The 13,370-nt window shown below is 55.9% G+C and carries 14 protein-coding genes and 1 riboswitch; of the genes, 12 read left to right on the plus strand and 2 right to left on the minus strand.

Features of this window, described 5'->3' with window-relative positions; all coding sequences use genetic code 11:
- Positions 1–97: 97 nt before the first annotated feature.
- The 4 genes from KVT34_RS00885 to sigF all read left to right on the plus strand — a co-directional run bounded on the left by KVT34_RS00885 (position 98) and on the right by sigF (position 2,958).
- Positions 98–1,273, plus strand: a complete 1,176-nt coding sequence (locus tag KVT34_RS00885; RefSeq protein WP_217556211.1) for a D-alanyl-D-alanine carboxypeptidase family protein — start codon at positions 98–100, stop codon at positions 1,271–1,273.
- 120 nt (positions 1,274–1,393) lie between these two features.
- Positions 1,394–1,747: an anti-sigma F factor antagonist gene (gene spoIIAA, locus KVT34_RS00890; RefSeq protein WP_042228554.1), complete on the plus strand. Its 354-nt coding sequence runs from the start codon at positions 1,394–1,396 to the stop codon at positions 1,745–1,747.
- Positions 1,744–2,190: an anti-sigma F factor gene (gene spoIIAB / locus KVT34_RS00895; RefSeq protein WP_009674418.1), complete on the plus strand. Its 447-nt coding sequence runs from the start codon at positions 1,744–1,746 to the stop codon at positions 2,188–2,190. The genes spoIIAA and spoIIAB overlap by 4 nt, the downstream gene beginning before the upstream one ends.
- Positions 2,191–2,202: 12 nt before the next feature.
- Positions 2,203–2,958, plus strand: a complete 756-nt coding sequence (gene sigF / locus KVT34_RS00900) for an RNA polymerase sporulation sigma factor SigF (RefSeq protein ID WP_217556212.1) — start codon at positions 2,203–2,205, stop codon at positions 2,956–2,958.
- A gap of 132 nt (positions 2,959–3,090) precedes the next feature.
- Here sigF and KVT34_RS00905 read toward each other — a convergent pair whose 3' ends face one another.
- Positions 3,091–3,300, minus strand: coding sequence for a DUF378 domain-containing protein (locus tag KVT34_RS00905; RefSeq protein ID WP_217556213.1), 210 nt, complete (start codon positions 3,298–3,300; stop codon positions 3,091–3,093).
- Positions 3,301–3,499: 199 nt separating this feature from the next.
- Between KVT34_RS00905 and KVT34_RS00910 the strand changes: the two genes are divergently transcribed.
- The 5 genes from KVT34_RS00910 (at position 3,500) to KVT34_RS00930 (ending at position 8,908) form a co-directional block, all read left to right on the plus strand.
- Positions 3,500–4,138 (plus strand): stage V sporulation protein AA, encoded by a 639-nt coding sequence (locus KVT34_RS00910; RefSeq protein WP_217556214.1) that lies wholly within the window; start codon positions 3,500–3,502, stop codon positions 4,136–4,138.
- Positions 4,135–4,560 carry a stage V sporulation protein AB gene (locus tag KVT34_RS00915; RefSeq protein ID WP_217556215.1) on the plus strand — a complete coding sequence of 142 codons (426 nt, stop codon included), beginning with the start codon at positions 4,135–4,137 and terminating at the stop codon, positions 4,558–4,560. Before KVT34_RS00910 ends, KVT34_RS00915 begins: the two co-directional genes overlap by 4 nt.
- A gap of 606 nt (positions 4,561–5,166) precedes the next feature.
- A complete protein-coding gene (locus KVT34_RS00920; protein WP_483311423.1) occupies positions 5,167–6,831 on the plus strand; it encodes a spore germination protein in 1,665 nt (554 codons plus the stop codon).
- Between the two features lie 142 nt (positions 6,832–6,973).
- Positions 6,974–8,305 carry a diaminopimelate decarboxylase gene (gene lysA / locus KVT34_RS00925; RefSeq protein WP_217557209.1) on the plus strand — a complete coding sequence of 444 codons (1,332 nt, stop codon included), beginning with the start codon at positions 6,974–6,976 and terminating at the stop codon, positions 8,303–8,305.
- Positions 8,306–8,476: 171 nt separating this feature from the next.
- Positions 8,477–8,908 carry a peptidylprolyl isomerase gene (locus KVT34_RS00930; protein WP_009674443.1) on the plus strand — a complete coding sequence of 144 codons (432 nt, stop codon included), beginning with the start codon at positions 8,477–8,479 and terminating at the stop codon, positions 8,906–8,908.
- A gap of 48 nt (positions 8,909–8,956) precedes the next feature.
- Here KVT34_RS00930 and KVT34_RS00935 read toward each other — a convergent pair whose 3' ends face one another.
- Positions 8,957–9,220, minus strand: coding sequence for a hypothetical protein (locus KVT34_RS00935; protein WP_217556218.1), 264 nt, complete (start codon positions 9,218–9,220; stop codon positions 8,957–8,959).
- Between the two features lie 305 nt (positions 9,221–9,525).
- Positions 9,526–9,706, plus strand: a riboswitch (FMN riboswitch).
- A 601-nt stretch (positions 9,707–10,307) separates the two neighbouring features.
- Here KVT34_RS00935 and ribD point away from each other — a divergent pair.
- From ribD to KVT34_RS00950, 3 genes are read left to right on the plus strand one after another with little or no spacing between them, the layout of a single operon-like run.
- The gene (gene ribD, locus KVT34_RS00940) at positions 10,308–11,447 is read left to right on the plus strand and encodes a bifunctional diaminohydroxyphosphoribosylaminopyrimidine deaminase/5-amino-6-(5-phosphoribosylamino)uracil reductase RibD (RefSeq protein WP_217556219.1); all 1,140 of its coding nucleotides are present in this window, start codon (positions 10,308–10,310) and stop codon (positions 11,445–11,447) included.
- Positions 11,432–12,100 (plus strand): riboflavin synthase, encoded by a 669-nt coding sequence (ribE, locus tag KVT34_RS00945; protein ID WP_217556220.1) that lies wholly within the window; start codon positions 11,432–11,434, stop codon positions 12,098–12,100. The genes ribD and ribE overlap by 16 nt, the downstream gene beginning before the upstream one ends.
- Positions 12,101–12,139: 39 nt before the next feature.
- The gene (locus KVT34_RS00950) at positions 12,140–13,363 is read left to right on the plus strand and encodes a bifunctional 3,4-dihydroxy-2-butanone-4-phosphate synthase/GTP cyclohydrolase II (RefSeq protein WP_217556221.1); all 1,224 of its coding nucleotides are present in this window, start codon (positions 12,140–12,142) and stop codon (positions 13,361–13,363) included.
- Positions 13,364–13,370 lie beyond the last annotated feature (7 nt).

A 13,370-nucleotide genomic window follows, 5' to 3' on the forward strand; every position in this document is an offset into this window, starting at 1 on the left:
TTCCGTCAAGACTGCTTAATGAAATTCCCGGTTTACAGACTAGCCACCCAGTTTGTGAATCCTATGTCTAATTGTTGAGCAGGAGGGGTAGAAGACGATGTGGAAGAAAATGAGCTGTGCGGTTCTGGCGCTGAGTCTGCTGCTGTCCGCAGCCGGACCGGCCGTATGGGCCAAGGAGGAGAAGCCTCAGCAGGTTGATCTCGCTCCCAATGCGCAATCGGCCGTTCTAATGGATGCGGATTCTGGCGAAATTATTGTGAACAAAAACATGGAGACCAAGCTTCCGCCGGCCAGTATCACGAAAATTATGACCATGCTTCTTATTATGGAAGCCGTAGACAGCGGAAAAATCAAGATGACGGATAAGGTAAGCACCAGTGAATATGCGGCGTCGATGGGCGGCTCGCAGATCTTCCTGGAGCCCGGCGAAGAGATGAGCGTTGAAGAAATGCTCAAAGGTATCGCGATGGCTTCGGGGAACGACGCGTCCGTAGCGATGGCCGAGAAGCTGGCGGGCTCGGAGGAAAACTTCGTCGCGATGATGAATGAGCGCGCCAAGCAGCTCGGAATGAACAACACCCATTTCTCGAACTGCAACGGACTGCCGACAGAAAATCATTATACCTCCGCGCGCGATATCGCGATTATGTCGCGGGAACTTCTCAAACATACCGGCATCACGAAGTTTACCGGCAGCTACCAGGACCATCTGCGGAAAGATTCCGCGAAACCGTTCTGGCTCGTCAATACAAACAAGCTCGTCCGTTTCTATTCGGGAGCCGACGGCTTGAAGACCGGCTATACGAGCGAAGCGAAGTTCTGCTTGTCGGCAACCGCCGCCCGCGACGGGTTTCGCGTGATTGCCGTCGTGCTCGGAGAACCGAACACGAAGACCCGCAATGCGGAAGTGACGAAGCTGTTCGACTACGCGTTTGCCCAATACAGCAATTTCCCGATCTTCAAAGCCGGAGACGCCCTGGGAGAGCTTAAGATCAGCAAAGGCGACGTCGCTTCGGTGCCTCTGACCGCAACGCGTTCTTACAGCATTTTGATGAAAAAAGGTGAAAGCAAAGAAGGAATCCGCCACGAGCTCCAGCTCAATCAGAATCTGTTGCCGCCGATCGCCAAAGGGCAGCCTATCGGCAAAATCGTGGTGTACAAGAACAACGAAGTGCTGACGGAGTACCCGATCGAGTCTCCCGCCGATGTCAAAAAAGCCGGCTGGTGGACGCTGATGAAGCGGTCGGCGCGCAGTCTGTTCGGCGGAGAATAAAGTCGCATTTTCCCGCTTCCGAAGAGCTTTTGGCGCTTTTCTTCTAGTTTTGTCAGCAGGCAGGAAATGCCAAAGGGATTGTAGAACTTGTGAGTCATGTGGGAAGGAGTGACATGGCACATGAGTTTGCAAATCGAATTTGAGCACAGAAGTAAAGCGCTGGTCGTTCGTCTGAAAGGGGAACTGGATCACCATACGGCCGATGTGGTCAAAACCCGCATGGAAGATGCCATTTTCCGGCAGGATACCAAGCACCTCATTTTGAGTCTGAAGGATCTTTCCTTCATGGACAGCTCGGGTCTGGGCGTCATTCTCGGGCGCTACAAGCAGATTACGGGCAAGGGCGGCCGTATGGTGGTTTGCGACATCTCGCCTGAAGTTTACCGTTTGTTCGAGTTGTCGGGCATGTTCAAGATCATAACGATCGAAGACAACGAGAGATCCGCGATCTCCAGTCTGGAGGTCGCGTTATGAGCGAATCGAATTTCATGAAGCTCCAATTCGCCAGCAAGTCCGAGAATGAAGCTTTCGCGCGTGTCGCCGTCGCTTCGTTCATCTCCCAGCTCGATCCGACCATGAACGAGTTGACGGATATCAAAACCGTCATTTCGGAGGCGGTAACGAACTGCATTATCCACGGCTATGACAATAAACCCGACGGAGTCGTAACGATCGTGACGGAAATTGTGGACGATGAGGTCTATATCACGGTGGAAGATAACGGAGCGGGTATCGAAGATCTGGAAGAAGCCAAGCAGCCGCTGTATACATCCAAGCCGGAGCTGGAAAGGTCCGGAATGGGATTTACCATTATGGAAAACTTTATGGATGAGGTCGACGTGGTTACCGAAGTCGGTACCGGCACCCGCATCCGGATGAAGAAAAGAATTGAATCCAAAAAAGCTTTGGTAAACTAGGGGTTTGATACGATGGATGTCGATTTGAAAGGTTCCTCGCACAGTTTCCTGGATGACAGTGAAGTCAAGCGTTTGATCGCACTCAGCCAATCGGGAGATTCGCTCGCCCGGGAACGGCTGGTTAACTCGAACATCCGGCTCGTCTGGTCCGTCGTTCAGCGTTTTCTGAACCGCGGCTACGAAGCCGAGGATTTGTTTCAAATCGGCTGCATCGGACTGCTCAAATCGGTGGACAAGTTCGATTTGTCCTACGATGTGAAATTTTCGACCTATGCGGTTCCGATGATTATCGGAGAGATCCAGCGGTTTCTCCGTGATGACGGAACGCTGAAAGTCAGCCGATCGCTTAAAGAACTGGCCAGCAAAATCCGCAAGACCAAGGACGAGCTCTCCAAAGGCATGAACCGCCTTCCGACGATCAAGGAGGTCGCGGATGCGCTGGAGATTACGCCGGAGGAAGTCGTCTTCGCCCAGGAGGCGAGCAAGCCGCTCTCCTCGATCCATGAAACGGTTTTTGAGAACGACGGGGACCCCATCACCCTGATGGACCAGATCGCCGACGAAACCCAGGATAAATGGTTCGAGAAGCTGGCTCTTAACGAAGCCATCGGCGCTCTTAACGAACGGGAGCGGCTGATCGTGTATCTCCGCTATTTCCGGGATCAGACTCAGTCGGAGGTCGCTAGCAGGCTCGGTATTTCACAGGTCCAGGTATCCAGGCTGGAGAAAAAAATCTTGCAATCCATAAAAGACCAGATCGCTCAATAGCGTTCTGGTCTTTTTTCTTTTTGCCGGAGGAGACGCGAAAAAAATCCACGAACCGTCCGCCCGCCGGGAGCTGAAACGTTTCGTGGATCTGTCCCGGTTTCCCTCCGGAGAAGGGCCGGAGGAAATGCCTGGTTAGCGTACGGCCGCATCGTCCCGGAAGAAGAACGAAAGGCTGTAGATACCCGCCAATCCGACCAATGTATAAATGATACGGCTGAAAGCGGAAGAGGTGCGGTGCACTTCGCCGCCGAAAATCGCGGATACCAGATCCCACTCGAAGATACCTACGAGGAGCCAGTTCAGCGCGCCTACGATAATCAGGGTAAGAGCAATTCGAGACATGGGTGTTCACCACCTGTTTGAAAGTTAGAAAAGCTTGTTCGTTTCGTTCCTAATGTTCCTCGGCGGGAATTTTTTATTCATGGCGGGAATTTTAAGCGGGGGTATTCATCGCGTACAAAGTTTGGGAACTGTACCTTGGATGATTTTGCCGAATGCGCCGCATACTACTGGCAAAAGGATGTCTTTGGGGGGATGAGGGTTGAATCAAACCGCAGACGCCTGTCTCTATATCCGCTTGCGCCGCAGAATACGGGTACCCGCACGGGAACCGGTCACCTTGGGAAAGGTTGCCCAGATGATCGTCGAGCCCGCTTACGAAAGTACGCTTCGGGGGCTTGTTCTGATCCAACCGAAAGTCAAAGACGGCAACCGTATTCTGATCGATATGCTCAGCATCGTGGCGGCTGTCAAAAACGTGCACCCTAATTTGCAGATTGAACATTTCGGCGAGCCGCATACGCTCGTGGAGATCGACTCCGGTACTCGTAAACCTAATCTATTGTTTCTCGCGGCGGTTTGGGTTCTGCTTTTTATCGGGTCGGGCCTTACGATTATGAATTTTCATGCGGACGTCAGCATGCTGGAGGTGCATCGGCGGGTGTATGAGCTTGTAACCGGCAAAAAGACCGAGCATCCGCTGTTTCTGCAAATTCCGTATTCGCTTGGTATCGGAATCGGCATGGCGGTCTTTTTTAATCATTTTTTCAAGAAAAAATTCAACGAAGAGCCGAGCCCGCTTGAAGTCGAGATGTTTACCTATCAGGAAAATATCGACCGTTATACGATAGCCGAGGAATATCAGTCTTTAAACCGCGAGAAGCGAGATCCGTCCCCATGATCACACTGCTGGGCTGGTCTGCTGCAGTCGTGATAGGATTTGCCGGTGGTATCGCGGTCGGCAGCGGGATGGTGGCTTTCCTGCTGGTGCTGGATATCATACCGCGGCTGCTTCAGGTAAGCCGGGCTCAAAACCGCATTCGCAGCTGCGAGATCGCGGTCATTGCGGGTTCGCTGGTTTTTACCGTGTTGGATTTCTTTAACTGGACGCTGTCCGTTCCTGTCTGGTGGACCGGTGTTTTCGGGTTGTTTGCGGGAGCGTTTATAGGCATGCTGTCCGCGGCCCTGACGGAAATCATCAATGTCCTGCCGGTTCTCGCCAAAAGGGTGGGCATGACGTCCTATATGGTATGGCTGCTAACGGCCATGATCGCAGGCAAGGTTCTGGGCTCCTTGTTCGAATGGTTTATTTATTTAGGCTGAGGAGGAGTAGGCATGAAGAAGTTGATCGGTAAGATGATGGTGAAAGATAAAGACCGCAGGTATGGGGGGACGGGGGGAATTTCCGGTTCCGGCGCCGGCTCCGACGCCGATGACAGATCTAAAGCTCCCCTCCTCCAGATCGATGAGGAAGGCAACGTATTTGCCGCTCCGGAGATGGAGGAGCATGCTCCGTCGGGTACGGAGCTGAACGAAGACGCGGGGGATACCCGGCGTGAGAATCAGCCGCAAAGCCGGGCGAATGCCCCTCAAGAGGCTGCGGAAAAAGAAGCGCCCGGACGGGAAAGGCGGGAACCGGCGCAAGGAGCCGGAAAACCGGACGAATCCCGGCGCGAATCAGGGAACGGGGCTGCCGCCGACGGATTGCGAACCGAAAACCGCGACGACGAATCAGGCGGCGCTGCCCGATCCGGGAAAGGGCCCGAAGCAAGAAAAGGCTTCCGGGCCGAACCGCGATCCCCGCAAGAATTCCGGGAAGAATCCCAGGGCTGTGAAAGCGGAAGCAAGGAGCCGGACCGTTCCGCGGGCTTGACGGAAGAGGATGCTTTCGGGATCAAGAAGCTGTTGCGGGATGGGAACAAGGGTCCTATTCAAGCTTCATTCTCCCGGAAGCGTTCGGCTGCGGATCAAGGCGGCGGAGAACAGCCGGCGAACGCCGAAGGCCATGGTGCCGAGGCAGACGGCAGACGCAGCGAGGATACGGGTCGGCAGAAGCAGGCTTCCGGCGGCAGGGGGGCTAAACAAGGCCAGAAGGGCAAGGGGCCGTCGAATGGCGATGAATCGAAGCCGGTGGACGATCCGATCCCGCTCACGATGCAGGAAATCAAGGATATGCTGGAAGAGCGTTCGGGCCTGGGGACATCGTTTGACCTTGTGCTGCGCGAGATGGTGTTCGGCTCGATCCGGGTCGGCTTTTACTACGTAAACGGACTGGCCAAAGACCAGGTTCTCACGATGGTCCTGGACCGGCTAAGTTACGCGGACCATGCCGCGATGGAGAATAATCCGGCCGAGAGCCTCAAAGAATATCTCATTCCGCACATTCAAGTGTCGCCGTACCAGACGATGAAAGAAGTCATCGGCCAAGTTATGGCCGGGGCTACCGGTGTTTTTATCGAAGGTGAAAAGACGGCGCTCGCCGTCGACGCCAAAAACTTCCCCGTCCGTTCGACAGAAGAGCCTGACCTCGAACGAGTCGTGCGCGGCTCCAGGGACGGATTCGTGGAAACGCTGATGACGAACGTGGCGCTTGTGAGAAGAAGGGTGCGCGATCCGAAGCTGCGGGCCGAAATTATGCAGGTGGGGAAGCGGACCAGCACCGATATCTGCATCGGCTATATCGACGATATCGCGAATCCGAAGCTGGTTGAGGCTATCCGTGACAAAGTCAAGAGCGTGGAACTTGACGGAATTCCGCTGGCCGAGAAGCAGTTGGAGGAAGCGATCGTAGCGAAAGGCTGGAACCCGTATCCGCTGGTTCGCTACACGGAGAGGCCTGACGTGGCTGCCGCCCATCTGCTGGAGGGACATGTTATCTTGATGTCCGATACTTCTCCGAGTGTCATGATCATGCCGTCGACGTTCTTCCATCATCTCCAGCATGCGGAAGAGTACCGGCAGCTTCCGATTATCGGTTCCTATCTGCGCTGGGTCCGTTTTCTGGGGATATTGGCGTCATTGTTTCTTCTGCCGCTTTGGTATCTGATGGTACTGGAACCCGGTCTTAAACCGACCGGCCTCGAGTTTATCGGACCGCAGCATCCGGGCAAAATTCCGGTTCTCATCCAGTTTCTTCTGGCCGAACTCGGGATCGATCTGATGCGGATGGCTTCCGTTCATACGCCGACGCCTTTATCCGTTGCCATGGGGCTGGTCGCGGCTATTCTCATCGGAGACATTGCCGTTAAAACGGGGCTGTTCACGAATGAAATTATATTCTACATTTCAATCGCGACGATCGGCATGTTCGCCACCCCCAGCTACGAGCTGAGTTTAGCCAACCGGATCGTCCGGCTTATCCTGCTGTTTTCGGTGGCGCTCTTCAAAGTTCCGGGTCTGGTCATCGCAACTACAGTATGGCTGATGTTCCTGTCCCTTCAGCGTTCCCACACGGCTCCCTACATGTGGCCTTTCCTTCCGTTCAATGCGATGGGGCTGCTGAACATCTTGTTCCGTCTGCCGATTCTGAAGCACAAAACAAGGCTCAGCATCACGCGTGCCAAAGACGGAACCCGTCAGCCTGCGCCCGAATGACAGCGCGTCCTATCCGGCTTGCCTCCTTCCGTGAAAGTTGTGTTGTCAGCTAAGTGACATTGTGTTACTTTAGTTAATAATGTAATGGAGAAACAAGACGGAAGCAGTCATGGATACGGATAACGAAGAGGGGAAACGGACGATGCATCTTCATGGAACAAGCCGAGTTAATGCTCTAGGCCATTTGGAAGTCGGCGGTGTGGATACCACGGAACTGGCCGCCCGCTATGGAACACCGTTATATGTTGTGGATGAGGCGCTCGTTCGCAGACGCTGCCGCGAGTTTGTCGATGCTTTTCAGGCGTCCGGGTTAAAATTTCAGGTTGCTTACGCAAGCAAAGCGTTCTGTGTCATGGCGATGTGCCGCATCATAGCCGAAGAAGGCCTTTCCTTGGACGTCGTATCCGACGGGGAGCTGTTTACGGCGCTTCAGGCGGGTTTTCCTCCCGAGCGCATTCACTTTCACGGCAACAACAAAACGCCGGCCGAGATCGAAATGGCGCTTGACGCCGGAATCGGCTGTTTCGTAGTCGACAATTTCACGGAGCTCCGCATGCTGGATGCGATTGCGGGCTCGAAAGGCAAACGCGTACCGATTCTGCTGAGAATAACACCGGGCGTCGAAGCCCATACGCACGAATATATTTCCACCGGCCAAATCGATTCGAAGTTCGGATTCGACCTCGGGAACGGGGCCGCTTTCCAAGCGGTCCAGGAATCCGCCGTGGCGAATCATCTGCTTCTGCTCGGCGTTCATTCCCATATCGGATCGCAAATTTTCGAGGTCGAAGGTTTCCGGGTGGCAGCCGAGAAGGTGGCCCAGTTCGCCTCGCAGGTGCGGGATGAGCTGAACGTGGTTTTCTCGGTCATCAATCTGGGCGGCGGCTTCGGAATCCGCTATGTGGAAGGCGACACGCCTCTGCCGATGTCGACCTATGTCGAAGCGATCGCGGAAGCGGTCAAAACCCGCTTCGAGGCCGTTTCTTATCCGATGCCGGAGATCTGGATCGAACCCGGCCGGAGTATCGTCGGCGATGCCGGAACGACTTTGTACACCGTAGGAACGCACAAGGATATTCCCGGCGTTCGCAAATATGTTTCCGTTGACGGGGGCATGACGGATAATCCCCGTCCGGCCCTGTACCAGTCCCAGTACGAAGCGATGCTGGCGAACCGGGCTTCGGAACCGTCTCAGGAGACGGTCTCCATCGCGGGCAAGTGCTGCGAAAGCGGCGATATGCTGATCTGGGACGTGGAGCTTCCTCTCGTGCAGACGGGAGATATACTGGCCGTTGCCAGTACGGGAGCGTACAATTACTCCATGGCCAGCAACTACAACCGGATTCGCCGACCCGCCGTCGTGTTCGTAAAAGACGGAATGGCCGACATGGCGGTCAAACGGGAAACGTACGAAGATCTGGTCCGAAACGATGTCGTGCCGGAACGAATGAAACAAATTCAGCCGGTCCGCTGATTTCAGAGTTTCGGAATGATCTCCCGGAAACGGGTGACAAGCCGGAGGGCTGCCTCCGGCTTGTTTATTTGTACATCCATTCAATATGGAGTACAATGAGAGTGATTGCTTTCACAATCATGTACCCCGCAATCTAAGCAGCAACCGATACATAAAAGGAGAGTGTACCACATGGCAAAACAAGCGAAAATCACAATGGCAGGCGGCGGCGAAGTGCTGATCGACCTCTTTGAAAAGGATGCCCCGAACACGGTGGCAAACTTCGAGAAACTGGCTAATTCCGGTTTCTACAACGGACTTAATTTCCACCGCGTTATCCCGGGCTTCGTAGCTCAAGGCGGCTGCCCTCAAGGCACCGGCACCGGCGGTCCCGGATACACGATCGACTGCGAAATCAACCCGAACAAGCATGAGCGCGGCACCCTTGCAATGGCTCACGCCGGCCGCAATACAGGTGGCAGCCAGTTCTACATTTGCTACCAGCCGCAGCCGCATCTTGACGGTCAGCACACGGTTTTCGGCAAAGTAACCAAAGGCATGGAATACGTGGACGCATTCAAAGGCCGCGACACGATGGAGAAAGTTGAAATCGTCGAAGTTTAATGGCCTCCCCCAAAAAGCCCCTGGACAACCGCTTTAACAAGCGGCTGGTCAGGGGCTTTTCAGGATCAGGGCATCGCGGCGTATTTCCGCGTACGCAACGTCCAGCAGGGAATCTACGCCGGCTTTATCGAGTTCGTCCCAGAGGCGTGCTTTATCCCATTTGCTGGCTGTCAATCCCTCATGGAGTATATGGCCGCGTACAATAACGGGAATCGCGTCAGATTTGCAAGGATAGAGGTTTGCGAGGCCGACAGCCACCTTATTTTTGGCAGCCTCTAGGTCCTTTTGGGAAAAGTCTGGATTCCTATTCATCTATTCGGCGCTTCCCTTTCGTATAAGATGATCGCAGGGTTTTTCCGGCACTTGCTTGAATATCCGTATGGCTGAATATCCGTATGTACCTCCGCTGTCATCTCCGTTTAGGCGGGTCACATATCTTTCCTTTATTTAAGACCCGTTCCGCATTCGTTTCGCATGACATCCAGATGACTGATCCTATCCAGCCTTTCCCCGATTCGACCCTGCTTATACTGTTTTCCGACCGGACTAGTCAATTTGATACTTGCAATTTGGAAATGACAGTGGTACTATTCAGTCAACAATCGAATAAGATTGAATCAATCCTTCGGGGCGGGGTGAAAGTCCCTACCGGCGGTGTTGCCGCAGTACCGGTTATCCGGTCTGCAGCTCAGTCCGTGACCCGGTTTGTCTGTTTTTAAGCGTTCGAACGCAGGACAACCGGCTGACTTGGTGAGAGTCCGAGACCGACAGTTAAAGTCTGGATGGGAGAAGGAGAACGAAACGATTCAGTCTGCATACGCAGCTATACCTGCATTCGCGCAGAAAGGGCTTTTTTAGGTACATACGCGGCCTGATTTGGCCGGCTTATTTGTGCTCTGAAGTTCATTTGCAGAGGCGAGACCGGACGGCGAGCCGTGCCGCCTTAGTTTGTGCATCTTTCACTGCCGTTATTTTCCGATAACGTCCTTTCTGCAAGCAAGATCCGAATGTCCGGTAGCAGCACGTTTCTTTGGCATACCTGCCGGAGAACCCCGTATCCGTCCTCATTGAGGGGCGGAGGTACTTTCCCGTACCCGCAGACTGGCTTCACGCGCGTTCTTGCTATTCCAACCAACCGCCCTTGTCCGAAACGGACAGGGGCTTTTTCAGGTTCAACATTTTGGCCGAAGCGGGAGAGACTAGACACAGGCGACAAGACGGCTGGGGCAGGACGACAGGGTATCATAACCGGACATCATAACGCCAAGAGGTAAGGACGTCAGGACGATTGCGGCATCAAGATGCCGGGACGCTAAGACGCCAAGCCGGCAAGCTTTACGGATGCCTACACCAGAAAAACCTGTCCTGGGCTTCTTCCCTGAAAGAAAGGAGACCGCTCATGCTTCACCCTCTGCAGGACGAAACTTACATGCGCCTGGCGCTGCAAATGGCTCAGGCGGCGCTCGGACAGACGGGCATCAATCCCGTCGTCGGCTGCGTCGTCGTCAAAGACGGCCGCATTGTCGGCATGGGCGCCCATCTGAAGCGGGGCGAGGGCCACGCGGAAGTGCACGCGCTGCAGATGGCCGGCCGCGAAGCCGAAGGCGCCACGGCTTACGTCACGCTGGAGCCGTGCAGCCATTACGGCAAGACGCCCCCGTGCAGCGACCGGCTCATCGAGAGCGGCATCCGCCGGGTCGTCGTCGCATCCGTAGACCCGAACCCGCTTGTGGCGGGATCGGGAATCGCGAGACTGCGGAGCCGGGGCATCGACGTGGAAGCCGGTCTTCTCGCGGACGAGGCGAACGCCTTGAACGAGGCGTTCCGCAAGTTCATCGTGACGCGCCTGCCCTTCGTCACGATGAAATCCGCGAGCACGCTCGACGGCAAGATCGCCGCCAAAACCGGCGACAGCAAGTGGATCACCGGCGCGCCCGCCCGCGAGCTCGTCCACGCGATGCGGCACCGCCACGCCGCGATCATGGTCGGCATCGGCACGGTGCTTGCCGATGATCCCGAGCTGACCACCCGGCTGTCCGTGCCGGCGCTCCATCCGCTGCGAATCGTAGTCGATTCGCAGCTCCGGACGCCGCTGTCCGCGCGGGTGCTACGGCAGCAGGATGAGCGGCCGACGCTCATCCTGACCACCGACGGCGCCGATCCCGCCAAGCGCGAAGCGCTTGAAGCCCTCGGCGCCGAAGTGCTGACGTGCGGCAGCGGCCCGCACGTCGATCTTCCGCTCGCGATGCGGCTGCTGGGCGAGCGGGAGGTGCCCTCCGTCCTCCTGGAAGGCGGAGGACGGCTCAGCGGGGCGATGCTGGAGAACCGCCTGGTGGACAAGGCGGTGCTGTTTTTCGCCCCGAAATGGATCGGCGGCGGGCCGGAGGCGCCGGACAACGCGGCGTTCGCCGGATTCGGCCGCATGAGCGAGGCGATCCGGCTGGCGCGGATGACCGTCGAGACCGTCGGCGAAGACGTCTGTCTCACGGGTTACCCGCAGTACGCCGAAAAGGAGGCTTCATCATGTTTACCGGATTAATCGAAGAAATCGGCGTGATGCGCCGCATACACAAGCAGGGCCAGGCAATGGTCCTGACCCTTGGGGCCCGCCTGGTGCTGGAAGATGTGAAGCTCGGCGACAGTATAGCCGTCAACGGCGTCTGTCTGACCGTCGTCGCCTATGACAAGGAGACCTTTTCCGTCGATGTCATGCCGGAGACGTACCGTAAAACGAACCTGGCCTCGCTTCAGACGGGAGCGCGCGTCAACCTGGAACGGGCGATGCCGGCGAACGGCCGTTTCGGCGGCCATCTCGTGCAGGGCCACGTGGACGGGACCGCCCGGATCCGGGCCAGAACTCCCGAGGAGAATGCGGTCGTCTACCGGCTGGAGCCGGACGACGATGCTGTCCTCCGCTACATGATCGCGGGCGGCTCCATCACGATCGACGGGATCTCGCTTACGCTTATAGACGTGACCGACAGCGCGTTTGCCGTTTCGATCATTCCGCACACCCTGTCCCAAACGATTCTGCAGGACAAACAGCCTGGTGACAGCGTGAATATCGAATGCGACGTGCTTGGGAAATATATAGAAAAGCTGCTCCGCGCAGGCTCGGGCGGGGGGACTCCTTCCCGCGCCGGGCAAGGCGGGCTGACCGAGAAGTTTCTTGCGGAGAACGGATTTTTCTGACGGCAAGCCGGACGATATTTTTTTGAAGGAGGGAACACAATGACAGAGAGAGAAACCTATTCGTTTCATTCGATCGAAGAAGCGGTCAGCGACTTGGCCGCAGGGAAAGTCATCATTGTCGTGGACGACGAGGACCGCGAGAACGAAGGCGATTTTATCGCCCTGGCCGACAAAACGACGCCCGAGGTTATCAATTTCATGATCAAGGAAGGCCGCGGACTCGTCTGCGCTCCGATCACGGAGGAACGGGCGCAGGAACTGGACCTGCCTCCCATGGTATCTCGGAACACCGATTATCACGGAACGGCTTTTACCGTGTCTGTCGATCATGCGGAGACGACGACGGGGATATCCGCCCACGAGCGCTCCCTGACGATCCGGGCGCTCATTGATCCCGAAGCGAAGCCGCTTCATTTCCGCAGACCGGGGCACATATTTCCTCTCATTGCAAAAAAAGGCGGCGTCCTGCGCCGCGCGGGCCATACGGAGGCGGCCGTCGACTTGGCCCGGATGAGCGGTTCGTATCCCGCGGCGGTTATTTGCGAGGTGATCAAGGAAGACGGAACGATGGCGCGGGTTCCCGATCTGATGGAAGTCGCCCGCACTCACGGGCTGAAGATCATTACGATCAAAGACCTTATTTATTACCGCAGCGAAAAGGAAAACCTGGTCAAACGCGAAGTGGAAGCGAAGCTGCCGACGGATTTCGGCACGTTCCAGGCCATCGCGTATACGAACCAGTTGGATCAGAAGGAGCATGTCGCGCTTGTCAAAGGGGAGATAGACGCCTCGGTCCCGACGCTGGTGCGCGTACATTCCGAGTGTTTGACGGGGGATGTGTTCCACTCCCACCGCTGCGATTGCGGTCCCCAGCTTGCTGCCGCTCTGCAGCAGATAAACGACGCGGGAGCGGGCGTGCTGCTCTATATGCGCCAAGAAGGGCGCGGCATCGGTCTGATCAACAAGCTGAAGGCCTACGTCCTGCAGGAAGAAGGCCTCGATACGGTCGAAGCGAACGTGAAGCTGGGTTTCGCTCCCGATCTGCGCGATTACGGAGTAGGGGCCCAGATTCTGAAAGATCTCGGAATCCGCCAGATTCGCCTGCTTACGAACAATCCCCGCAAGATCAAAGGTTTGGAAGGCTATGGACTGGAGGTCGTCGAAAGAGTCGCGATCCAGATGCCGCATAATGAAGATAATGCCAGATATCTGCATACCAAGCAGGAAAAGCTCGGTCATTTGCTCCAATTTGATCCAAACTGATGCTTTT

It is taken from the genome of Paenibacillus sp. GbtcB18, assembly GCF_019091125.1.
In the GTDB taxonomy this organism is placed as follows: Bacteria; Bacillota; Bacilli; order Paenibacillales; family NBRC-103111; genus Paenibacillus_F; species Paenibacillus_F chitinolyticus.

Excerpts from the sequence above, each read along its gene's own strand:
- KVT34_RS00935 (WP_217556218.1), bottom strand. The coding sequence starts at position 9,220 with ATGAATAGGAATCCAGACTTTTCCCAAAAGGACCTAGAGGCTGCCAAA.
- ribE (WP_217556220.1), top strand. The coding sequence starts at position 11,432 with ATGTTTACCGGATTAATCGAAGAAATCGGCGTGATGCGCCGCATACAC.
- spoIIAA (WP_042228554.1), top strand. The coding sequence starts at position 1,394 with ATGAGTTTGCAAATCGAATTTGAGCACAGAAGTAAAGCGCTGGTCGTT.
- KVT34_RS00950 (WP_217556221.1), top strand. The coding sequence starts at position 12,140 with ATGACAGAGAGAGAAACCTATTCGTTTCATTCGATCGAAGAAGCGGTC.
- KVT34_RS00885 (WP_217556211.1), top strand. The coding sequence starts at position 98 with ATGTGGAAGAAAATGAGCTGTGCGGTTCTGGCGCTGAGTCTGCTGCTG.
- sigF (WP_217556212.1), top strand. The coding sequence starts at position 2,203 with ATGGATGTCGATTTGAAAGGTTCCTCGCACAGTTTCCTGGATGACAGT.
- KVT34_RS00930 (WP_009674443.1), top strand. The coding sequence starts at position 8,477 with ATGGCAAAACAAGCGAAAATCACAATGGCAGGCGGCGGCGAAGTGCTG.
- KVT34_RS00915 (WP_217556215.1), top strand. The coding sequence starts at position 4,135 with ATGATCACACTGCTGGGCTGGTCTGCTGCAGTCGTGATAGGATTTGCC.
- ribD (WP_217556219.1), top strand. The coding sequence starts at position 10,308 with ATGCTTCACCCTCTGCAGGACGAAACTTACATGCGCCTGGCGCTGCAA.
- lysA (WP_217557209.1), top strand. The coding sequence starts at position 6,974 with ATGCATCTTCATGGAACAAGCCGAGTTAATGCTCTAGGCCATTTGGAA.
- spoIIAB (WP_009674418.1), top strand. The coding sequence starts at position 1,744 with ATGAGCGAATCGAATTTCATGAAGCTCCAATTCGCCAGCAAGTCCGAG.
- KVT34_RS00905 (WP_217556213.1), bottom strand. The coding sequence starts at position 3,300 with ATGTCTCGAATTGCTCTTACCCTGATTATCGTAGGCGCGCTGAACTGG.